Here is a 19,754-nt window from a genome sequence, read left to right on the forward strand (position 1 = left end):
CAGGAGATGATACTATGAGAATAATCTTGTTAGGTCCTCCGGGAGCCGGAAAAGGAACGCAAGCAAAATCCATAAGTAATAAATTTTCCATACCACATATATCAACAGGGGACATATTCAGAAAGAATATTTCAGAAAAAACCCCTCTTGGAATTGAAGCTAAGAAACATATTGATAAGGGGCACTTAGTCCCAGATGAATTGACTATAGATATAATCAAGGATAGGTTAAATAATGAAGATTGTAGTAATGGATTTTTGCTAGATGGCTATCCTAGAACTGTTAATCAAGGTGAAGCCTTAAAAACTTTATTAGACGAAAAGGGTAACTCCCTTGATACAGCGTTATTAATAAAGGTGCCTAGAGAATTTATTCTAAGTAGAATGACTGGTAGAAGGGTTTGTCTTACATGCGGTGCTAGCTATCATATTAAATTCAATCCGCCGAAAGTGGACGGAAAATGTAATTTATGTGGATGTGATCTTGTACAAAGAGCTGATGACACTGAAGAAACCGTTAATGAACGGATAGACATATATGAAGCTCAAACACAACCATTGATAAAGTACTATGATGACAAAAACTTATTATCAGCAGTTGATGGGACACTAGAAATTAACAGCGTATTTGAAAGTATCTGTGGTATCTTAGAAGAAATAAAAAAATGATAAACATAAAAAGTGATATGGAAATTCAATACATGAGAAGTGCGGGTAAAGTGGTTTCAGAAGCTCTTGTAATAATTGAACAGGTAATAAAACCTGGAATAACCACTGCAGAACTGGATAAATTAGCTGAAGAGTTCATAGTAAAACAAGGTGCTAAACCATCTTTTAAGGGTTATTGTGGATTTCCAGCTTCCATATGTACATCTGTTAATGATGAAGTGGTTCATGGAATTCCATCTAACCGTATTTTACTTGAAGGAGACATAATTAGCATAGATTGTGGTGCCATATTAAATGGCTATCATGGAGATGCTGCTAGAACTTTTCCAGTAGGAAAAGTATCCAATGAAGCTACAATGCTCCTCGAGGTCACTAAAAATACTTTCTTTAAGGGTGTTGAAAAAGCTATAATCGGTAATAGATTATCAGATATATCTGCTGAAATTCAGTGTTATGCTGAAGGCCATGGATATTCTGTGGTTAGGGATTTTGTAGGTCATGGAATTGGTAAATCGATGCATGAAGATCCTGAAATTCCTAATTATGGTGTTCCAAATGGAGGCCCTAAGTTAGTTCATGGTATGGTACTTGCAATTGAACCTATGATAAATATAGGAAAGCATTATGTCAAAATAAGGTCTAATAAGTGGACGGTAGTAACACGAGATGGCAGTTTATCTGCACATTATGAAAATACTGTTGCTATTTTAAAAAATGGTCCTGAAATATTAACTTTGAACTAATAGAGGTGAATGATTTGGATAAAAATAGCCTTATAGGTAAGGTAGTACATTCTAAAGCGGGAAGGGATATGCATAGAGATTTTATTGTGGTAGGAATGCTAAATAACGAATATGTGTATATTTCTGATGGAGAGTTAAGAAAGACTGAGAAACCTAAAAAAAAGAAGGTTAAACATCTAAAATTTACTGACACAGTAGCTGAGGAAATTAGAGATATGATTTTATCTAAAAAAGAGGTTACTAATTCTAAAATTAAAATATTTTTGCAGTCTGCAGATATTGGTAAGGAGGTTTAATTACCTTATGTCAAAAGATGATATAATTGAAATGCAAGGTGTGGTATTAGAAACTTTGCCCAATGCAATATTTCAAGTTGAGCTTGAGAGTGGGCATAAAATATTAGCTCACATTTCAGGAAAGTTAAGAATGAATTTCATAAGAATATTACCAGGAGACAAGGTTACAGTGGAACTTTCCCCATATGATTTGACTCGTGGGAGAATAACTTGGAGAGACAAGTAATAAGGAGGGTTAGCTATGAAAGTAAGGCCATCAGTTAAACCTATGTGTGAAAAATGTAAGATTATAAAGAGAAAAGGAAGAGTAATGGTTATCTGTGAAAATCCTAAGCATAAACAAAAACAAGGTTAATCGATTTTATTTACAAATGATATTGAATTAAATATCAAAGCGAATATATTAATAAATGTTCATTACATCGTTTTTAAATTACAGATGTAATAAATTATAACAACAATTACGTGGGAGGTGTAAACAGTAAATGGCAAGAATAGCAGGTATTGACCTACCAAGGGAAAAAAGAGTTGAAATAGGTTTAACATATATATTTGGTATTGGTTTAACTAAATCACAGGGAATACTTAAAACAACAGGAGTAAATCCTGACACAAGAGTTAAGGACTTAACTGAAGAAGAAGTTAATGAATTAAGAACATACATCAACAAAAACTTTATTATTGAAGGTGACTTAAGAAGAAGAGTTGCACTAGATATAAAAAGGTTAATGGAAATTGGATGTTATAGAGGAATAAGACATAGAAAAGGTCTTCCAGTAAGAGGACAAAAAACTAAAACTAATGCAAGAACAAGAAAAGGCCCTAAGAAAACAATGGCGGGTAAGAAGAAATAGTAAGGAGGGAATGTAATGGCTCAAAAAGTTAAAAGAAGTAGAAGAAAAAAAGAAAGAAAAAATGTTGAGCACGGTTGTGCACACATAAAGTCTACTTTCAATAATTCCATCGTTACACTTACAGATGCAGCTGGTAATGCTTTATCTTGGGCAAGTGCAGGTGGATTAGGTTTTAGAGGATCAAGAAAGAGTACTCCGTTTGCAGCTCAAATGGCAGCAGAAGCTGCTACAAAAGCAGCTATGGAGCACGGATTAAAGAGTGTTGACGTATTCGTTAAAGGACCAGGAGCAGGTAGAGAAGCGGCAATTAGATCACTTCAAGCGGCTGGATTAGAAATTACATTAATCAAAGACGTTACTCCAATTCCACATAACGGATGCAGACCACCAAAAAGAAGAAGAGTATAGTACTTAGTAAGTAAAGAGTATAGTAAATAGGAGGTGTAATTTGAATGGCAAGATATACTGGAGCTACTTGTAGACTTTGTAGAAGAGAAGGCATGAAGCTAAACCTTAAGGGTGATAGATGCTTTACAGATAAATGTGCATTTGCCAGAAGAGGCTATGCACCAGGACAACATGGACAGAGTAAGAAAAAAATGTCTAATTATGGATTACAATTGAGAGAGAAACAAAAGGCTAAGAGAATATACGGAGTGCTTGAAAGTCAATTTAGAAGATACTATGAAAAAGCTGACAAGTTAAGAGGAATAACAGGTGAAAACCTATTAAGACTTTTAGAAGTGAGACTTGATAATGTAGTCTATAGATTAGGTTACGGAAATTCAAGGCAAGAAGCTAGGCAACTAGTAACTCACGGACATTTCTTAGTTAATGGTAAAAAGGTAGATATTCCTTCTTACAGTTTAACAGCAAATGAAGTGGTATCTGCATGTGAAAAAAGCAGAGCTACTGAGAAGTTTAAGGTTTTCATTGAAAATCCTAAAACTTTACCAAATTGGTTAGAAGCTAACTTAGAGAAATTTGAAGGAAAAGTTTTAGCACAACCAACTAGGGAAGATATAGATGTTCCTGTTAATGAAACGTTAATCGTCGAGTTATACAGCAAATAGTCATTAATATAGAATCAGTTGCCCTCATAATAGGTTGCCAATTAAAAAAGAGGAGGGTTTATTATGTTAGAGATAGAAAAGCCAAAAATAGAATGTGTAGAAACAGCTGAAGATGGTTCTTATGGTAGATTCGTAATTGAACCATTGGAAAGGGGCTATGGTATAACTTTAGGGAATGCATTAAGAAGAATTCTTCTTTCTTCATTACCTGGAGTTGCTACAAGTGCAGTTAAGATTGATACAGTACTTCATGAATTCTCCACTGTTAAAGGTGTTAAAGAAGATGTTACAGAATTAATTCTAAACATCAAAAGCTTAGCATTGAAAATGGAGGGAGAAGGTCCTAGAACAATTTATATTGATGCTAAAGGACCTGGAGTAGTTACTGGGGCAGATATTAATACTGATGGAGATATAGAAGTCGTTAACACCGATTTACATATAGCAACATTAGATGATGATGCTAAATTATATATGGAACTAACTGTTAACAAAGGTAGAGGATATGTGTCTATGAGTAAAAACAAGACAGATGAATTGCCAATAGCTACAATACCAGTAGATTCAATTTACACTCCAGTTAAGAGAGTAAATTTTGCTGTTGAAAACACTAGAGTAGGCCAGATTACTGATTATGATAAATTAACTATTGAAATTTGGACTAATGGAACAATTAGACCAGATGAAGCTATCGGTTTATCAGCTAAAATCCTTATCGAACACTTTAAGTTATTTATGACATTAACAGATCATGCTGATAATGTTGAAATAATGGTTGAAAAAGAAGAAGATAAGAAAGAAAAAGTTCTTGAAATGACTATTGAAGAACTTGACCTTTCTGTTAGAAGCTATAATTGCTTAAAAAGAGCTGGAATTAATACAGTTCAAGAACTAACAGAAAGATCAATGGATGATATGATGAAGGTTAGAAATTTAGGTAAGAAATCACTTGAAGAAGTTGAACAGAAACTTCAAGCTTTGAGTCTGAACTTAAAACTAACTGAAGAGTAAGGAGGAGAACACATGGCACAATATCGTAAATTAGGACGCGCCACTGATCAAAGAATTGCAATGTTTAGAAGTCTTGCAACTAATTTGTTGAAATATGGAAAAATTGAAACTACAGTAACTAGAGCAAAAGAAACTAGAAAATTTGCTGAAAGAATGATAACTCTTGGAAAAAGAGGAGATCTTCATGCTAGAAGGCAAGCACTTGCATTTATTACTGAAGAAAGCGTTGTTAAAGATTTATTTGAGAATATTGCACCCAAGTATGCTGAGAGAAACGGCGGATATACTAGGATAATGAAAATGGGTCCAAGAAGAGGCGACGCAGCAGAAATGAGCATAATAGAATTAGTATAGTTTGAGAAAAGGGGATTAAGTGGGAACAAACTTAATCCCCATTTTCATATTCATATTTATAAACGTAGGGAGTGACACTTATGGGTGAAAAAATGGTTAAATGTAATAAACTTGTTTATAAGTACCCTCGAAGTGAAGATGAACAACCTAAAGTAGCCATAGATGGATTAGATCTAGAGGTTGACAAGGGTGAATTTTTAGTAGTATTAGGTCATAATGGCTCAGGAAAATCAACCTTTGCTAAACATATAAATGCACTTTTAATACCAACTGAAGGGGAAATCTATGTAGATGGATTGCAAACCTCTGTAGAATCTAATCTATGGAAAATTAGGAATGTAGCTGGCATGGTATTTCAAAATCCAGATAATCAAATTGTTGCAACGATTGTAGAAGAAGATGTAGCATTTGGTCCAGAGAACTTAGGCCTAGATCCTAAAGAGATTAGACAAAGAGTGGATGAATCATTAAAAAATGTAAAAATGTACGAATATACAAAACATGCTCCACATTTACTTTCAGGTGGTCAAAAACAAAGGGTAGCTATCGCCGGTATTCTTGCTATGAGGCCAAAGTGTATTGTTTTTGATGAACCAACAGCTATGCTTGATCCATTTGGGAGAAAAGAAGTTATTAGAACTATTAAAGAAATAAACAAAAAACATGGCATAACAATAATTTTAATAACCCACAATATGGAAGAATCAGTAGAAGCCGATAGAATTGTAGTTATGGATAGTGGCAAAATTGTAATGAATGGAAAACCTAAAGAAATATTTAGAAATGTACATGTTATGAAAAAAATAGGTTTAGATGTTCCAATGGTGACAGAACTCGCGTATGAACTTAAGCAAAATGGCATTAATATAGAAACAGATATATTAACTATAAATGAGATGGTGAATGCATTATGTCAATTAAAATAGAAAACTTAACGTATATATATATGCCAAAAACTCCTTTTGAAAAAAAAGCTATAGACAATGTATCTATAGAAATAAAGCAAGGGGAATTTGTAGCACTAATTGGGCATACAGGTTCAGGGAAATCTACCCTAATACAACATATAAACGGACTATTAAAACCAACATCAGGTAGAATATTAGTAGACGACATAGATATAACAAATAAAAATGTGAAATTGACAAACATAAGGAAAAAGGTTGGACTAGTATTTCAGTATCCTGAATATCAACTTTTTGAAGAAACTATTGAAAAAGACATTGCTTTTGGGCCACAAAATTTAGGCTTAGATAATGATGAAATAAACAAAAGAGTTCAGCGAGCTATGAAAATAGTTGGACTGGATTATGAAGAGTATAAGGACAAATCACCTTTTGAAATAAGTGGTGGTCAAAAGAGAAGAGTAGCTATTGCAGGAGTAGTGGCTATGCAGCCAAAGGTTTTAATTTTAGATGAACCAACGGCAGGACTCGATCCAAAAGGAAGAGACGATATCTTAAATAAGCTTGTTGAATTGTACAACCAAAACGACATGACTATAATTTTAGTATCGCATAGTATGGAAGATGTGGCCAAGGTTGCAAATAGAATTGTAGTAATGGATAAAGGAAAGTGTATTCTAGACGGGTCGCCACAGAAGGTATTTAGTGAAATAGAATTATTAGAAAGTGTAGGTCTAGCAGTGCCACAGGCAACATACTTAATTAGGGAACTACGTAATAAAGGATTCGATTTATCACAAGATATATTTACCTTAGAAAAAGCTAAACAAGAATTGCTTAGAATATTAAAAAAGAATTAGTATAAATTTTTTGTATTAAGAAGACATCATATATAAAGCAGTAAGATGTGCTTCTTTCAGCACAGTGGAGGAATTTGTATGATCAAAGATATTACAATAGGTCAATATATACCAGGGGAGTCTTTTGTACATAAATTAGATCCAAGATTTAAGATACTAATATCCCTTTTGTTTATTGTAGACCTATTTTTGGTAAATAATTTTATAGGATATTTATTTATAATTATATTTCTTTTAGCCACAATAATAATAGCTAATTTGTCATTTAAGTACATTTATAATGGGTTAAAGCCTATTTTAGTTTTATTACTTATTACAGCAGTATTAAACATTTTTATGACTAGCGGGAAAGAGTTAAATTTAATTTTTCACTATGGGTTTATAAATGTTTATAAAGAAGGTCTAATAGTTGCAGCGTTTATGATTCTTAGACTTGTGTTTTTAATTATGGGAACATCAATATTGACATTGACTACATCCCCAATAGAGTTGACAGATGGCATAGAAAATCTTTTAAATCCATTTAAAAGAATAGGCGTGCCAGCCCATGAGTTAGCAATGATGATGACTATTGCATTAAGGTTTATTCCTACTCTTATGGATGAGACTGATAAAATTATGAAAGCACAAATGGCAAGAGGTGCTGATTTTGAGTCTGGAAATTTGATAAGTAGAGCAAAAAGTTTAATTCCTATTTTAGTACCCTTGTTTATAAGTTCTTTTAGACGGGCTGATGAATTAGCAATGGCTATGGAATCAAGATGTTATAAAGGTGGAGAAGGAAGAACTAGAATGAAACAACTAAAGATAACAAAAAAAGATTATGTTGCAAGTTTTGCTTTTACACTGTTGTTTATTATTACTATTGTTAGTAGAACATAATATTCTGCTAAAGTGCAAAGGATTATTAAATCCTAGGTATAAATAGAAAAGGGCGTGGAATAGTGAAAAATATAAAGCTCATAATAGAATACGATGGAACAAACTATTCAGGATGGCAAAGGCAAAAGCAAAATAACGTTATAACTATTCAAGAAAAAATAGAGCTTGCTATTGAAGAGATTACAGGTGAAAAAACTCAAATTACGGGGTCTAGTAGAACAGATGCCGGAGTTCATGCAAAAGGGTATACAGGAAACTTTTATACTGATAGTAAAATATCTGCGGAAAAATTCACAGGAGCTATAAATAGTAAGCTCCCTCTAGATATTGTGATTTTACATTCTATCGAGGTTCCATATGAGTTTCATTCAAGGTATAATAGTAAAGGGAAGCGGTACAGTTACACTATACTTAATAGGCGAGAGTCTGTTGCCGTAGGACGTAATTACATATATAACCATAAAGAGATATTAGATGTAGATGCTATGAGACTAGGGGCGTTATATTTTATAGGTACTCATGATTTTTCTGCATTCAAAAATCTGGGCAGTTCGGTTAAAACTTCTGTAAGAACTATTTCGCAACTAGATATAATAAAGGATGAAGAACTTATAAAAATATATATTGCTGCTGACGGATTCCTTTATAATATGGTTAGAATAATAGTTGGAGCGCTAATTAGGGTTGGAGAAGGAAAAATTAAACCTAATGAAATTAAAGATATAATTGAGTCAAAAGAGAGAGCAAAGGCTGGAAAATCTGCACCACCCGGGGGATTATGTTTGGAGGAAGTTTTTTATTAAAATAAAAAACAATAAAACTCAAACAGCACGTGTAAAAACATTGACACACCCGGTAGAATGTATTATACTTATTAATGTTTGTATAAAATATCGTGTATAAGATCCACTAGCCCCGGATCTTTAGCATAGGAAGTTAATTGTTAAAAGTTCAGGGAGGGAAAATAATGAAATCATACTTAGCAAAACCACTAGAAGTAGAAAGAAAATGGTTCGTTGTAGATGTAGAAGGAAAAGTTTTAGGAAGAGCAGCTAGTCAAATAGCAGCTATATTAAGAGGAAAGCACAAACCAACATTTACACCACATGTTGATACAGGTGACTTTGTAATTGTAATAAATGCTGATAAGATAGTTTTAACTGGTAAGAAATTAGACCAAAAAATGTTAAGACATCACTCTTTTTATCCAGGTGGATTAAAAGAAGTTCCATATAGAATAGCAATAGTTAAAAAACCTGAGTTTATTTTTGAAGAAGCAGTAAGAAGAATGCTTCCAAAGGGACCATTAGGTCGTCAAACACTTAAAAAATTAACTGTATACAGAGGATCAGAGCATAAAAATGAAGCACAAAATCCAGAAACACTAGTGCTTAAATACTAATTAGATTCGGAGGGAGGATACATAATGGCAAAGGTTCAATATATAGGAACAGGAAGAAGAAAGAAATCAGTTGCTAGAGTAAGACTTGTACCTGGCGAAGGTAAAATTGTTATAAACAAAAGAAACATAGAAAATTATTTTGGATTAGAAACTTTAATTCTTATAGTTAACCAACCTTTAGTATTAACTGGAACTAAAGATAAATTTGATATTCTAGTTAATGTAAACGGTGGAGGATATACAGGTCAAGCTGGAGCAATAAGACACGGTATTTCTAGATCTTTATTAAAAGCTGACGAAACTTTAAGACCAGAGCTTAAAAAAGCAGGATTTTTAACAAGAGATCCAAGAATGAAAGAAAGAAAGAAATACGGTCTTAAAAAAGCAAGAAAAGCATCTCAGTTCTCAAAGAGATAGTTTTTATAAAGTTGAAAATCCCTCAAACAATTATGTTTGGGGGATTTTTAGTTCTTTTAAACTTATAAAATGATTTAAAATCACCTATAACTGACAAATGTTTAGAAAGTTACCCATTAAAAAAAAGTATATGGATAATATCTATGTTGATTCACATTCATGGACCTCATTGAAAAAACGTGTTTTTGAAATCTGTCATTTAGAATATTCCAATTTATATTTTCAATAAATGTAGAAATATATTTTTTCTTGTCTGTTCCAAAATCCATGAAATATGCATGCTCATAAACATCCATGACTAATATTGGGAAAGATTGCCATACTGCACCAGTATCGTGTGAATCGCTTCCTATTATGTGTAATTTGTTGTCAAGCGAATCAATGGAGAGAACTACCCAACCTCTCATGGATAATCCTACATTTGTTAGATAAGAGATAAAATCATCATAGGTAGCAAACTGATTTGTTATAGCATTAAATATGGGACCATAAGGGGTGTTACTTCCCCCAGTCATGTTTTCAAAATAAAGGTTGTGAAGTTTTACACCATTCAGTGCATATGTTTCACCTAGTTTTAAACTGCGCATTTTGGAATAAATGGCATTGCTATCAGTATAATTACCCGGTATATAGGGAATGTTCCAAATTTCATTTAATTTGCTTACGTAACCCGAATATAATTTGTAATGCTCATCGAGCTGCCTCTTAGAAATGCCATTGACTGATTTAAAATCAAAAATGTAAGGCTTTAAATTGTACATAAGATCACCTCTATAAAATATTTTATTCTATTATATTTTATTATATTATATTTTATTATATGATAGGTAATGGAAATATATTAGGATATTATTTTATAAGTATAGTTAAAAGTAAATAATCCATATGTTATGTTTGTGTTAAATTTTTTAAAGTCTGTGTTAAATATGTCGTAAATTGCTTAACATATAGTATAAACGTATAGTATTATTTGTGTGAATGATTAAAATACTTATAATACATTAGACTATGGAGGAATTTTATGCAGGCTATAAATATGGTTATAGGCCTTTTTGGAGGCGTCGGGTTATTCTTATATGGAATGAAAATGATGGGTGATGGTTTAGTAAATGCATCAGGTGAAAAACTCAAAAATATATTTGACAAAATAACATCTAATCCTATTAAAGGTGTAGCTACAGGAGCTGCAATAACAGCAGTTATTCAAAGCAGTAGTGCAACTACAGTAATGGTAGTTGGTTTTGTTAATGCAGGCCTTATGGACCTATATCAGGCAGCGGCGGTAATTATGGGAGCGAATGTTGGAACCACTATAACAGCACAGCTAATTGCATTTAAACTTGATAATATAATGCCACTATTTTTAGGAATAGGTTCTTTAACAATATTATTTTCAAAAGGTAAAAAGGGCAAAGAAACAGGAAATATTATATTAGGCTTTGGTATTCTTTTCTTAGGAATGGAATTAATGAAGAATGCTATGTCTCCACTAGCGAATTCGCCAGCTTTTGCAACTTTAATAATGAAATTAGAAGGAAATACTATCTTAGGAATTTTAACAGGTGTACTTATGACTTCAGTACTCCAAAGTTCTTCTGCGGCGACTGGTATTTTAGTGGCATTAGCGTCTACATCAGCACTGCCACTCGGAGCAGCGGTACCAATTTTATTTGGTAATAATATAGGCACATGTGTAACGGCTTTATTATCGAGTATAGGAACGTCTAAAACAGCAAAGAAAGCAGCTCTAATACATCTATTCTTTAATATATTTGGTACATTAATCTTTATTCCACTAATAAATCCAGTAATACAACTTGTACAAGTTATATCACCGGGTGGGAGTATAGGTATAAAAAGACAAATTGCAAATGCCCATACTATATTTAACATAACAAATACCATAATTATGGTGCCATTTATAAGATATCTTGTTTTACTTGTTAACAAGATGATACCTGGAGAGGATGAAGTTGTAATAATTGGAGTTAAGTATATAGATGATAGATTACTAGAGACACCAGTTATTGCAGTTGGGCAAACGTCGCAAGAGGTCGTTAGAATGGCTAACTTAGCAAAAGAAAATGTACAGCTTGCTATGGAGTGTTTTAGTAACAATAATGAAAGTAATATAAAAACTGTTTATGAAAATGAAAAATTAATAAATTTACTTGAAGATGAAATTACATCATATTTAGTAAAGCTTTCATCAACCCAATTATCGAAGGAACAAACTAAAATAGTAACTTCTATGTTCAATGTAGTAAATGATATAGAGCGTATAGGAGATCATGCTGAAAATTTAGTGGATTTAACTAGTGAAAAGATTCAAAAGAATTTAAAATTCTCAAAGGAAGCTATGGAAGAGTTAGATGGAATGTATAAATACATAGTAAATGCTCTAGAAATTAGTATTGAGAGTTTTGAAAATAATGATATTATAAAAGCAGAATCCATTATGGCAATAGAAAGCAGAATTGATAGTTTAGAAAACGAATTAAGAGCATCCCATATAAGAAGATTAAATAGTAGCGGATGTGGGGCTACAGTTGGTGCGATGTATCTAGATATTATTAGCAATTTTGAAAGAATAGGAGATCACGCAACCAATATCGCAGAAGTGGTAATAAACGAATAAGTATAATTTGAATAAATGAAATATATATACATATGACTTGAGGAAAACAGAAAGCAGTCGCTATAATTTTTAGTGGGTGTTTTTTGTTTGCCATTAAATTGTAAATCTAAATACTGTTTATAGATTTTTATAAAAAAGGATCTAAATCAAACATGAAAATACTAATAAATCATCTGCAAGTTGAATAAAATTAACATATATTAATAAATAAAAGGGTGGATGAATTGGGGTATAAAAACAACAAATTAATAGCTATTATCATGGTAATCATTGTAGGGCTGGGAAGCTTTATAGGCGTAAATCTAAGCATTGCAAAAGAAACTATGAATACTAGTAAAGGGAATAAAAAAATACTCATTGACGCCGGACATGGAGGGATGGATAGTGGCACAAGCTCTCAAAATGGTACTGCAGAAAAAAATATTAATTTAAGTATAGCGAAAAAGCTTAAAGAGAGCTTGAAAAAGTCAGGATATGAAGTAGTTATGACAAGAGAAGAAGACAAAGGACCTTATTCAAAAAGTGGAACTATAAGGTCAAATTACAATGAAGATTTAAAAAGTAGATGTGATTTAAAGAAATCAAGTAATTGTGATATGTTAATTAGCATTCATTTAAATTATTTTACACAGAGTAAATATTATGGAGCGCAAGTATGGTACTCAGATTATAAAGATAGCGTTACATTAGCTAGTATAATTCAAAAAAACTTTAGGGTAGATTTGGATCCTAGTAATAAGAGAATACAGAAGCCTGCTAAAAATGCTTATAAGTTATTAAGGGTGAATGACAATATGGCAAGCGTTATAGTGGAATGTGGATTTTTATCAAACAATGAAGAAGAACAAAAATTAAAGTCTGATGAGTATCAAGGAAAAATTGCAGACTCCATAAGCAAATCTGTAGGTGAGTTTTTTAAAAGTACTTCAAAAGAGTAAATAATTATAATCAAGTAAGCTTGGCCTTGTTTGAATTCAAATCATATTTATTTAAATGTAAGTAACCTAAAAAGGCATATTATTCTAGAAATATGCTTTTTGATTTGTAATTAAATTTTCATAATAATACAGCTTCGAAGATGATGAACAGCTTTTAAAAAAATGCTTTAATTATTAATCATAGGCTATAGAAGAGGTTTCATCAATAAAAGTCCACCATGTAGGGCCTGGCATTAGTGAAATAGAGGCTCCTTTTTGGTCTGTAATATTTATTTGAGAATTCTTCTTCCTATCCCATTTAATATCTTGAGCTTTCCCGTTGCAAAATAATAATCCAGTGCCATAAGATTCAGATGAAGCTAAGGTTTCATCATTTATAATGTTACCGTGGACAAATTGTACAATAACATTAGTAAGCTTTACAGGAGTATTATTATCATTATCAATGGTTAACCCTCTATAATGACAATACTCTCCATTTTGATATAAAAAATTTGAAGATGAATCTTCATTAAAACTTATAAAAATCGAAGTTGCATTGATACCTTTAAGGGAATTTGTTTCAACGTTATTGGAGAATTTTAATGTTGGTAAGTATGAATTACAATATTCTTTTAAGTTAATTGTTGAACTAACATTTTTGGCACTTTCTTGGCTAAATATAGCTTTATAAGTAAGGCCATTAGAGTTACTTAAAAACTCGAGAATCAAATCTGCATTACTAAGTCCATTAATAGATGGTTTATTATTAGTATTAATAAAAGTTGCAATTTTTTCGAGTTTGGTAGAATAAGTTTCAGAAACCCTTTCACCCGTATATTTTGATGGAGTTATTTGATCATGTAAATTAGGGTAATAAATATGCATAATAAACCTATAAACAAATAGTGAAAGAACTAATACTAAAATAGAACTTAAAAAATATATAATAAAAGTAAAATTTTTCTTTGCCATAAGGGCCTCCCTTAGTATCTATATATAATATTTTAATAATCTTATTTACAAATTATAACCACAAAATAAGAGAATATTATTAAATTTACGTGATAATAGTATTAGATCTAAGATAAGTAAGATAGTGAAGTTTAATTTATCTAAAACATTAAAAATAACACTAAATTAGGAGGCAGTCTATGCCCTACTATTGGTATAATAAAGGCAACACTATATTTCATTGGATGGAGATGCTTGTACCGTAAGGAATTGTAGTATATATATATTTAGTATCATCAACAGCAAGTCTTATGCAGCCATGTGATAGAGGATTTCCAAGCCTGCCATCTTTTATATTTCCATTATTATCAAGGAGTGCCGTATGAAATAAATAATTACCTGGTGGTATTTTTACTATTTTTAAGTGAGACTGCCTTAGTGTTAAATTTTATATTTTCATCAGGAGGTATATTTAGGTTTACTAAGGTTTTTAAACCAACTTCCCCGTCAGAGATTTTTTTTATTCATAGAACCTCCTTATAATTGCTGGCATTAATATCATAATATGAATTAATTAAAATTTTAATACAAAAAAATATAATTATATATTTTTATTATTGTAATTATGAACAATTCTATTAAAAAAAATAAATCCTATGATATAATTAGATTAATCATAAATATAGGAAAAAAAAGGTGGATTTATGGATAAATCAGGCAATATATATGTAAAAGCTATGAATAAATATAATGATGGCTATATAGATAAGGCATTAGCACTATGTGAAAAAAGTATTTCGCTAAATAATACAAATGCTGCCGCTTTAAATTTGAAGGGTATTTTATATTATCTAAAAGGTGATTTAGAAAGTGCTAAAAAAATGTGGAATATAAATTATAAAAGAAATAACGATAAGGTATCCAAAAAATATCTAAATGATAGTGTACGTGATAAGGAAAAATTACAGGTATATGTTGACGCCACGCAGCTAATAAAGCAATTTAATATATGTGGGGCTCTTGAGAGTCTAAAGCAGTGCAAAAATAGTCACTTTAATTTTATAAATGTGAATAACCATATTAGTAGTTGCTACATAAAGCAAGGGGAATATGATAAAGCACTACATTACATAAACGAGGTTATAAAAGTAGATAAAAAAAATACTCAAGCTATTATGAATAAAAAAATATTAATAGAATATGGTAGCTTAAAGCGAGAAATGAACTATAAAAAAATAATTATAGTTACTGCTAGTATATGTTTACCTGTAACGCTGATACTTCTAGGTAAAGTTTATATGTATAAGGCAAAAAATATTTCAATAACTGGTATAAAAAAAGCACAAAGTGTAATAGCATTAATTAATAAAGAAGATAGAGAAGAAACTAAAAATTCATCAGAAATAGAAAATCAAAAATCTCAAGAAGCTAAAGAAAACACTGAAGTAGAGAATCAAAGTACAAGTAAGAATGAAAAAAACACAATAGAAAATAAATCACAAGAAACGACGAAATTTCCACAAGAACAACTTAAGGAAAGTATAAATAATAATAATATGGAGCAAATAATTGAATATATAAATAGATGGAAGAATGATGACTTGGGAATGAATGACAAGTTACTTATGGTAAAAGGAGAAGAAATTATTAAGAATAGTGGAGTGCCAATTTTTTATGAAAAAGGTATAAATTATATGAACGATAAAAAGTTTGTTGAAGCTCAGAAATATTTTTTATATGCATTACCATATTCTAAAGATAGTTATTTACAAGAGCATATCCTTTATATGCTAGCTGTAAGTTACAAATCTATTTCCGACTTTCAAAATGCTGTTAAATACTATGAACTTAGTTTAAAACAATTTCCTAGTGGAAGTTACACTAATGAAGTTTTATATAATTTAATTCTTATAAATAAGGATTTAGATTCAAATAAAGCAAAGGTTTATGCAGAAAAACTAGTAAAACAATTTCCAAATTCACAATATAATAACTCTATAGTGAAAAAGATATTAGGAACATAAAAATAAATAACGATACAAAGGTATTACGGACATTTTTAAGATTTGGTTTGGGTATACTAATTTTGAAATGTATATATAAATTTAGAAATTTTATAACATTGACAGCTCTACAAAAAAAACTTAAATCCAACAGATTTAAGTTTGAAATATTATTGACTAGTAATATAATAAGGTATACAATTAAAATATAAACATACCCTGGTGGGGTATAATAATTGGAGGTAATAATATGATTAAAGAAGTTAATGATAAAAATTTTAATCAGGAAATTGGAAATTCAGATAACATAGTTGTAGTTGATTTTTGGGCACCTTGGTGTGGACCTTGTAAAATGTTAAGTCCAGTAATTGAAGAATTAGCAAAGGAAATGGGAGCAAAAGTTAAATTTGCAAAAGTAAATGTAGATGAGAGTCCTATGATATCATCAAAGTATAAAATTTCAAGTATTCCAACAGTTATGGTATTTAGTAAAGAAACAGTTAAAGAAACTATGGTAGGATTCAGACCTAAAGCAGACTTAAAGAAAATAATAGAAAATCATATATAAAATCAATACAGCACTAAAAATGATGATTGGTATGGTAATAATCAAGGTTAAATAAAATAACGTAAGTACTAAATAAAAATGTTTGGAGATAGATATTTTAAATTCTTATAATTTAAATAAATATCTCCATTTTCTAATTAAAGAATTTTTATTTATCATAAGGTCAAGTAAGTAGAATAGAAGTTATTAGTTTCTATTTATTAGGATAGAAACATAAGGAGGAAAAATTATGGGTGAGAGATATGATATAGCTATAATTGGAACAGGACCAGCGGGCCTTGAAGCAGCTATTAATGCTAAAATTAGAAATAAAAACATAATAATTTTTGGAAGCAAGGAATTAAGTCCAAAACTAGTAAAAGCAACAAAGGTAAACAATTTTTTAGGGTTCTATAACGTTTCAGGAAAGGAACTTAAGAATCAATTTGCAGCACATATAGCAGCCATGGGGATAGGTATTGTAAATGAAAGAATAAATAATGTTTATGCTATGGGGGATTATTTTGCTTTGATGGTAAATGAAAAAATATATGAGGCTAAAGCAATAATTTTAGCTACTGGGATAGAATACACGAAAGCATTAAAAGGAGAAGAAGAGTTTTTAGGAAAAGGAGTAGGGTACTGTGCTACTTGCGATGCTCCATTATATAAAGGAAAAACAGTTGTTATAGTCGGATATAATAAAGAAAGCGAAGAAGAAACTAATTATGTAAGTGAATTGAGTGAAAAAACATATTATATACCTATGTATAAAGGGGAATATAATTTAAATTCTAATGTAGAGATAATAAAAAATAAGCCTTTAGAAATAGTTGGTGAAGATGTGGTAACTAAGGTTATTTTAGAGAAGTGCGAAATAACTACAGATGGAATTTTCATGCTAAGAGATAGTGTGTCTCCTAGTCAATTAGTACCAGGTCTTGAAATAGAAGAAGGACATATAAAAGTTGATAGAAATATGAAAACCAATATAGAAGGATGTTATGCAGCAGGAGACTGCGTAGGGAAGCCATATCAGTATATTAAGGCTGCAGGTGAAGGATTAGTAGCAGCATTAGGTGCAGTTTCCTATTTAGATAAAGAACATAAAAATAAATAAGATACATGATGACTATTTATATTTATGTTCTTAATAATAAAATTAGGTAGCTAACTGTAGTTAGAACTAGCTGTAGCTAGAATTAACTAAAGTGAGCTACCTGGCTGTAGCTTATAACTACAGTTTTTTTTATTTAACTACAAAGAAAACATGATTTCCTATAGTTTTTACATTTGTTTTTTTTATACCTATCATCCACTGAGAAGTAGATATTTTAGGATTATAAAAGAAAACAGCATTATATGTAGGATCTTTACCTTTTAATGCATCTAATACAGCAGTGTAACAAGCAGAATCGGGAATAACATTCGATTTGCCATTGTGAATTACTTTTCCATCTTTAACACAAGAAAAAGCGTTTTTTTGATTTATAACACCAGAAATAGATTTTGGGAAATGACCATCACGAGCACGATTTAATATAACGGATGCTACTGCGAGTTTGCCACTATCAGGTTCACCACAACTCTCTGCGTATACAACTTGTGACATTAAATAAATGTCATTATCAGTAATGTAAATTGAGCTATTTGACTGTTTAAATACTGCTACTGCTTCTATTTGATCATTATATAAATCTTTAATTTCTGAACCAAATGAATATAAATTTTCACCATTTACCCTTAAACTAGGCAATACTAATAATAATGTTAGCATACAAGATAAAAAAGTAAATTTTTTCATAGTATCTCTCCTTTTGCCTACGGAGTTAGCTGACGGGTTCGGGAAAGGTTTAACCTACACAATAAATGATTCACCCCAAATGCTTGGTTCCTCCGCGTTTTTTACTTCGGCTAATAATAGTGTGACCAAGAGTACGAAAATAATACACTGAATTTTTATATTATAACGAAAATTAATGAAGTTATAATAATATATACGTATTTATTTATTATTCTTTAGCTGAGTATAGACTTTAATAAAAGCATTATAAGAACGCTCTACTTGTGTAAATAGCACATTAGAAGAATTGTATAAAGCATCTAATGCGGATGTGTCTACTGCTGTACTTAAAGTTTGAACTTTCTCACTTGTAAGTGCTAGTTTAAAATCCCTTAAATAGCTTTCTTGGTTATCTAATAAAATTTTGAAGGCTTCATAAGTAGTAATAGCCACGGGAGGCACAGATAAACTTTTAAATGTAGTTTGCATTTCGCTTAACTTTGTAAAATCACTATCTACTAGTGACAAAAGGTCATCATAGGATATCTCTTTTTTTCTCACCTTTAGTACATTTGAGTAAAAATCAGTTTTAGCATCTAAAAAATCCACGGATAAGCTATCAGTTTTACTGATGAATTCTTGAGTTTGCTCCGATTTAATATCTGTTTCTTTTCTTATCATTACGGCACTATAACTGTAATTAAGCACATTATCAATGAAGACTAAAGATGTGCTTGGTAGTGTTATTTCAACATTATGAATGTCTACTAAGGAGTAAAAATTCATGCAATCATTTCTAAAAGTTTTAAGATCCTCTACGGATTTTTCTACATCTCGACCAGAGGGGTTATTTAAAATTGCTAGTGTTTGTCTGTATATTAACAGGTTTTTGTCTAAGCCTGATTTCAAATTTTCATGGTCTTTTTTATATTTAGAGGTAGGTTCTGAATCCGATAAAGTATCTCTGAGCTTAGCTAAATCTTTAATAATACTAGGTAATTGTTCTTTGGCATAACCAACATCTATTGTTTGGCCACTATTAAATTGTTCTGTATTGTTATTAACCGCGTTAATAACATTAATATTAGTTATTAACGTGGTTTTATAGGAATCATATACATTATTTATAGATTTGTAATAGATAGTTAAGAAAATACCTATGGAGATCGTGATAATAGATAGAAAAAGTATTATTTTAAATGTTTTTCTTTTGTTATTAGTATCTATAATATCTACATTTTCTTTTTGTTCATTCAAAAAAACTCACTCCCTTATTATTTGTCTTGTATTCATATATTAATGTAATACATATATTATTCTAGTTTAATTATAGAATTATACTCTTTAGAATCTAAAAGTAGTATATATTGAATAGAATTACTTTGAAATGTGAGCTTAATTGTTATAATAAAATTAAGTTATAATATATACTAATAAAGCAAATCAT

General features: G+C 30.7%; 26 protein-coding genes and 1 riboswitch. Of the genes, 21 read left to right on the top strand and 5 right to left on the bottom strand.

Annotation, left to right across the window (positions count from 1 at the left end):
- Nucleotides 1-14: 14 nt before the first annotated feature.
- From ACWJJ7_RS13485 to rpsI, 16 genes are all read left to right on the top strand, one after another.
- Nucleotides 15-668 (top strand): adenylate kinase, encoded by a 654-nt coding sequence (locus tag ACWJJ7_RS13485; RefSeq protein ID WP_462962536.1) that lies wholly within the window; start codon nucleotides 15-17, stop codon nucleotides 666-668.
- Nucleotides 665-1,411 carry a type I methionyl aminopeptidase gene (gene map / locus ACWJJ7_RS13490; RefSeq protein ID WP_462962537.1) on the top strand — a complete coding sequence of 249 codons (747 nt, stop codon included), beginning with the start codon at nucleotides 665-667 and terminating at the stop codon, nucleotides 1,409-1,411. The genes ACWJJ7_RS13485 and map overlap by 4 nt, the downstream gene beginning before the upstream one ends.
- A gap of 14 nt (nucleotides 1,412-1,425) precedes the next feature.
- Nucleotides 1,426-1,707 carry an RNA-binding protein gene (locus ACWJJ7_RS13495; protein WP_462962538.1) on the top strand — a complete coding sequence of 94 codons (282 nt, stop codon included), beginning with the start codon at nucleotides 1,426-1,428 and terminating at the stop codon, nucleotides 1,705-1,707.
- Nucleotides 1,708-1,714: 7 nt separating this feature from the next.
- Complete coding sequence (infA, locus tag ACWJJ7_RS13500) at nucleotides 1,715-1,933, top strand: translation initiation factor IF-1 (protein WP_125002904.1); 219 nt, start codon at nucleotides 1,715-1,717, stop codon at nucleotides 1,931-1,933.
- A gap of 15 nt (nucleotides 1,934-1,948) precedes the next feature.
- Complete coding sequence (gene rpmJ / locus ACWJJ7_RS13505; RefSeq protein WP_007062395.1) at nucleotides 1,949-2,062, top strand: 50S ribosomal protein L36; 114 nt, start codon at nucleotides 1,949-1,951, stop codon at nucleotides 2,060-2,062.
- 130 nt (nucleotides 2,063-2,192) lie between these two features.
- Nucleotides 2,193-2,561, top strand: coding sequence for a 30S ribosomal protein S13 (gene rpsM / locus ACWJJ7_RS13510; RefSeq protein ID WP_462962539.1), 369 nt, complete (start codon nucleotides 2,193-2,195; stop codon nucleotides 2,559-2,561).
- Nucleotides 2,562-2,576: 15 nt separating this feature from the next.
- Nucleotides 2,577-2,969 (top strand): 30S ribosomal protein S11, encoded by a 393-nt coding sequence (gene rpsK, locus ACWJJ7_RS13515; RefSeq protein ID WP_165414260.1) that lies wholly within the window; start codon nucleotides 2,577-2,579, stop codon nucleotides 2,967-2,969.
- A gap of 44 nt (nucleotides 2,970-3,013) precedes the next feature.
- Nucleotides 3,014-3,634 carry a 30S ribosomal protein S4 gene (rpsD, locus tag ACWJJ7_RS13520; RefSeq protein ID WP_071614607.1) on the top strand — a complete coding sequence of 207 codons (621 nt, stop codon included), beginning with the start codon at nucleotides 3,014-3,016 and terminating at the stop codon, nucleotides 3,632-3,634.
- Between the two features lie 63 nt (nucleotides 3,635-3,697).
- Complete coding sequence (locus tag ACWJJ7_RS13525) at nucleotides 3,698-4,645, top strand: DNA-directed RNA polymerase subunit alpha (RefSeq protein ID WP_462962540.1); 948 nt, start codon at nucleotides 3,698-3,700, stop codon at nucleotides 4,643-4,645.
- A 12-nt stretch (nucleotides 4,646-4,657) separates the two neighbouring features.
- A complete protein-coding gene (rplQ, locus tag ACWJJ7_RS13530) occupies nucleotides 4,658-4,999 on the top strand; it encodes a 50S ribosomal protein L17 (protein WP_165414263.1) in 342 nt (113 codons plus the stop codon).
- An 80-nt stretch (nucleotides 5,000-5,079) separates the two neighbouring features.
- The gene (locus tag ACWJJ7_RS13535; RefSeq protein ID WP_462962541.1) at nucleotides 5,080-5,925 is read left to right on the top strand and encodes an energy-coupling factor transporter ATPase; all 846 of its coding nucleotides are present in this window, start codon (nucleotides 5,080-5,082) and stop codon (nucleotides 5,923-5,925) included.
- Nucleotides 5,910-6,764, top strand: coding sequence for an energy-coupling factor transporter ATPase (locus ACWJJ7_RS13540; protein ID WP_462962542.1), 855 nt, complete (start codon nucleotides 5,910-5,912; stop codon nucleotides 6,762-6,764). Before ACWJJ7_RS13535 ends, ACWJJ7_RS13540 begins: the two co-directional genes overlap by 16 nt.
- Nucleotides 6,765-6,842: 78 nt before the next feature.
- The gene (locus ACWJJ7_RS13545) at nucleotides 6,843-7,646 is read left to right on the top strand and encodes an energy-coupling factor transporter transmembrane component T family protein (protein WP_216302376.1); all 804 of its coding nucleotides are present in this window, start codon (nucleotides 6,843-6,845) and stop codon (nucleotides 7,644-7,646) included.
- Nucleotides 7,647-7,708: 62 nt separating this feature from the next.
- Nucleotides 7,709-8,449 carry a tRNA pseudouridine(38-40) synthase TruA gene (truA, locus tag ACWJJ7_RS13550; protein ID WP_462962543.1) on the top strand — a complete coding sequence of 247 codons (741 nt, stop codon included), beginning with the start codon at nucleotides 7,709-7,711 and terminating at the stop codon, nucleotides 8,447-8,449.
- A 164-nt stretch (nucleotides 8,450-8,613) separates the two neighbouring features.
- Complete coding sequence (gene rplM, locus ACWJJ7_RS13555; RefSeq protein ID WP_462954946.1) at nucleotides 8,614-9,048, top strand: 50S ribosomal protein L13; 435 nt, start codon at nucleotides 8,614-8,616, stop codon at nucleotides 9,046-9,048.
- A gap of 24 nt (nucleotides 9,049-9,072) precedes the next feature.
- Nucleotides 9,073-9,465, top strand: coding sequence for a 30S ribosomal protein S9 (gene rpsI / locus ACWJJ7_RS13560; RefSeq protein WP_165414269.1), 393 nt, complete (start codon nucleotides 9,073-9,075; stop codon nucleotides 9,463-9,465).
- Nucleotides 9,466-9,581: 116 nt separating this feature from the next.
- Here the strand turns inward: rpsI and ACWJJ7_RS13565 are convergent, their stop codons facing one another.
- A complete protein-coding gene (locus ACWJJ7_RS13565) occupies nucleotides 9,582-10,226 on the bottom strand; it encodes a superoxide dismutase (RefSeq protein WP_462962544.1) in 645 nt (214 codons plus the stop codon).
- 260 nt (nucleotides 10,227-10,486) lie between these two features.
- On the opposite strand from ACWJJ7_RS13565, the gene ACWJJ7_RS13570 reads away from it, so the two are divergent.
- Nucleotides 10,487-12,103 (top strand): Na/Pi cotransporter family protein, encoded by a 1,617-nt coding sequence (locus tag ACWJJ7_RS13570; RefSeq protein ID WP_462962545.1) that lies wholly within the window; start codon nucleotides 10,487-10,489, stop codon nucleotides 12,101-12,103.
- A 260-nt stretch (nucleotides 12,104-12,363) separates the two neighbouring features.
- Nucleotides 12,364-13,041, top strand: a complete 678-nt coding sequence (cwlD, locus tag ACWJJ7_RS13575) for an N-acetylmuramoyl-L-alanine amidase CwlD (RefSeq protein WP_462964995.1) — start codon at nucleotides 12,364-12,366, stop codon at nucleotides 13,039-13,041.
- A 174-nt stretch (nucleotides 13,042-13,215) separates the two neighbouring features.
- Here the strand turns inward: cwlD and ACWJJ7_RS13580 are convergent, their stop codons facing one another.
- Together ACWJJ7_RS13580 and ACWJJ7_RS13585 are read right to left on the bottom strand one after the other, a co-directional pair.
- Complete coding sequence (locus ACWJJ7_RS13580) at nucleotides 13,216-13,995, bottom strand: DUF3048 C-terminal domain-containing protein (RefSeq protein WP_462962546.1); 780 nt, start codon at nucleotides 13,993-13,995, stop codon at nucleotides 13,216-13,218.
- A gap of 217 nt (nucleotides 13,996-14,212) precedes the next feature.
- Nucleotides 14,213-14,392 carry a L,D-transpeptidase gene (locus ACWJJ7_RS13585; RefSeq protein WP_462964996.1) on the bottom strand — a complete coding sequence of 60 codons (180 nt, stop codon included), beginning with the start codon at nucleotides 14,390-14,392 and terminating at the stop codon, nucleotides 14,213-14,215.
- 286 nt (nucleotides 14,393-14,678) lie between these two features.
- Between ACWJJ7_RS13585 and ACWJJ7_RS13590 the strand changes: the two genes are divergently transcribed.
- The 3 genes from ACWJJ7_RS13590 (at nucleotide 14,679) to ACWJJ7_RS13600 (ending at nucleotide 17,644) form a co-directional block, all read left to right on the top strand.
- Nucleotides 14,679-15,998 (top strand): tetratricopeptide repeat protein, encoded by a 1,320-nt coding sequence (locus ACWJJ7_RS13590; RefSeq protein WP_462962547.1) that lies wholly within the window; start codon nucleotides 14,679-14,681, stop codon nucleotides 15,996-15,998.
- 229 nt (nucleotides 15,999-16,227) lie between these two features.
- Nucleotides 16,228-16,545: a thioredoxin gene (trxA, locus tag ACWJJ7_RS13595; RefSeq protein WP_462962548.1), complete on the top strand. Its 318-nt coding sequence runs from the start codon at nucleotides 16,228-16,230 to the stop codon at nucleotides 16,543-16,545.
- A 229-nt stretch (nucleotides 16,546-16,774) separates the two neighbouring features.
- Nucleotides 16,775-17,644: an NAD(P)/FAD-dependent oxidoreductase gene (locus tag ACWJJ7_RS13600; protein WP_462962549.1), complete on the top strand. Its 870-nt coding sequence runs from the start codon at nucleotides 16,775-16,777 to the stop codon at nucleotides 17,642-17,644.
- Between the two features lie 129 nt (nucleotides 17,645-17,773).
- Here the strand turns inward: ACWJJ7_RS13600 and ACWJJ7_RS13605 are convergent, their stop codons facing one another.
- Entirely contained in the window at nucleotides 17,774-18,328 is a 555-nt protein-coding gene (locus ACWJJ7_RS13605; RefSeq protein WP_462962550.1) for a cell wall hydrolase, read from the bottom strand.
- Nucleotides 18,329-18,450, bottom strand: a riboswitch (cyclic di-AMP (ydaO/yuaA leader).
- Between the two features lie 79 nt (nucleotides 18,451-18,529).
- The gene (locus tag ACWJJ7_RS13610; protein WP_462962551.1) at nucleotides 18,530-19,564 is read right to left on the bottom strand and encodes a hypothetical protein; all 1,035 of its coding nucleotides are present in this window, start codon (nucleotides 19,562-19,564) and stop codon (nucleotides 18,530-18,532) included.
- Nucleotides 19,565-19,754 lie beyond the last annotated feature (190 nt).

The sequence above is a fragment of the Clostridium sp. CM042 genome (genome assembly GCF_055080995.1).

Coding starts and splice junctions, on each gene's coding strand:
- ACWJJ7_RS13485 (WP_462962536.1), top strand. CDS start 15: ATGAGAATAATCTTGTTAGGTCCTCCGGGAGCCGGAAAAGGAACGCAA.
- map (WP_462962537.1), top strand. CDS start 665: ATGATAAACATAAAAAGTGATATGGAAATTCAATACATGAGAAGTGCG.
- infA (WP_125002904.1), top strand. CDS start 1,715: ATGTCAAAAGATGATATAATTGAAATGCAAGGTGTGGTATTAGAAACT.
- rpmJ (WP_007062395.1), top strand. CDS start 1,949: ATGAAAGTAAGGCCATCAGTTAAACCTATGTGTGAAAAATGTAAGATT.
- rpsM (WP_462962539.1), top strand. CDS start 2,193: ATGGCAAGAATAGCAGGTATTGACCTACCAAGGGAAAAAAGAGTTGAA.
- rpsK (WP_165414260.1), top strand. CDS start 2,577: ATGGCTCAAAAAGTTAAAAGAAGTAGAAGAAAAAAAGAAAGAAAAAAT.
- rpsD (WP_071614607.1), top strand. CDS start 3,014: ATGGCAAGATATACTGGAGCTACTTGTAGACTTTGTAGAAGAGAAGGC.
- ACWJJ7_RS13525 (WP_462962540.1), top strand. CDS start 3,698: ATGTTAGAGATAGAAAAGCCAAAAATAGAATGTGTAGAAACAGCTGAA.
- rplQ (WP_165414263.1), top strand. CDS start 4,658: ATGGCACAATATCGTAAATTAGGACGCGCCACTGATCAAAGAATTGCA.
- ACWJJ7_RS13535 (WP_462962541.1), top strand. CDS start 5,080: ATGGGTGAAAAAATGGTTAAATGTAATAAACTTGTTTATAAGTACCCT.
- ACWJJ7_RS13540 (WP_462962542.1), top strand. CDS start 5,910: ATGTCAATTAAAATAGAAAACTTAACGTATATATATATGCCAAAAACT.
- ACWJJ7_RS13545 (WP_216302376.1), top strand. CDS start 6,843: ATGATCAAAGATATTACAATAGGTCAATATATACCAGGGGAGTCTTTT.
- rplM (WP_462954946.1), top strand. CDS start 8,614: ATGAAATCATACTTAGCAAAACCACTAGAAGTAGAAAGAAAATGGTTC.
- rpsI (WP_165414269.1), top strand. CDS start 9,073: ATGGCAAAGGTTCAATATATAGGAACAGGAAGAAGAAAGAAATCAGTT.
- ACWJJ7_RS13565 (WP_462962544.1), bottom strand. CDS start 10,226: ATGTACAATTTAAAGCCTTACATTTTTGATTTTAAATCAGTCAATGGC.
- ACWJJ7_RS13570 (WP_462962545.1), top strand. CDS start 10,487: ATGCAGGCTATAAATATGGTTATAGGCCTTTTTGGAGGCGTCGGGTTA.
- cwlD (WP_462964995.1), top strand. CDS start 12,364: ATGGTAATCATTGTAGGGCTGGGAAGCTTTATAGGCGTAAATCTAAGC.
- ACWJJ7_RS13580 (WP_462962546.1), bottom strand. CDS start 13,995: ATGGCAAAGAAAAATTTTACTTTTATTATATATTTTTTAAGTTCTATT.
- ACWJJ7_RS13590 (WP_462962547.1), top strand. CDS start 14,679: ATGGATAAATCAGGCAATATATATGTAAAAGCTATGAATAAATATAAT.
- trxA (WP_462962548.1), top strand. CDS start 16,228: ATGATTAAAGAAGTTAATGATAAAAATTTTAATCAGGAAATTGGAAAT.
- ACWJJ7_RS13600 (WP_462962549.1), top strand. CDS start 16,775: ATGGGTGAGAGATATGATATAGCTATAATTGGAACAGGACCAGCGGGC.
- ACWJJ7_RS13605 (WP_462962550.1), bottom strand. CDS start 18,328: ATGAAAAAATTTACTTTTTTATCTTGTATGCTAACATTATTATTAGTA.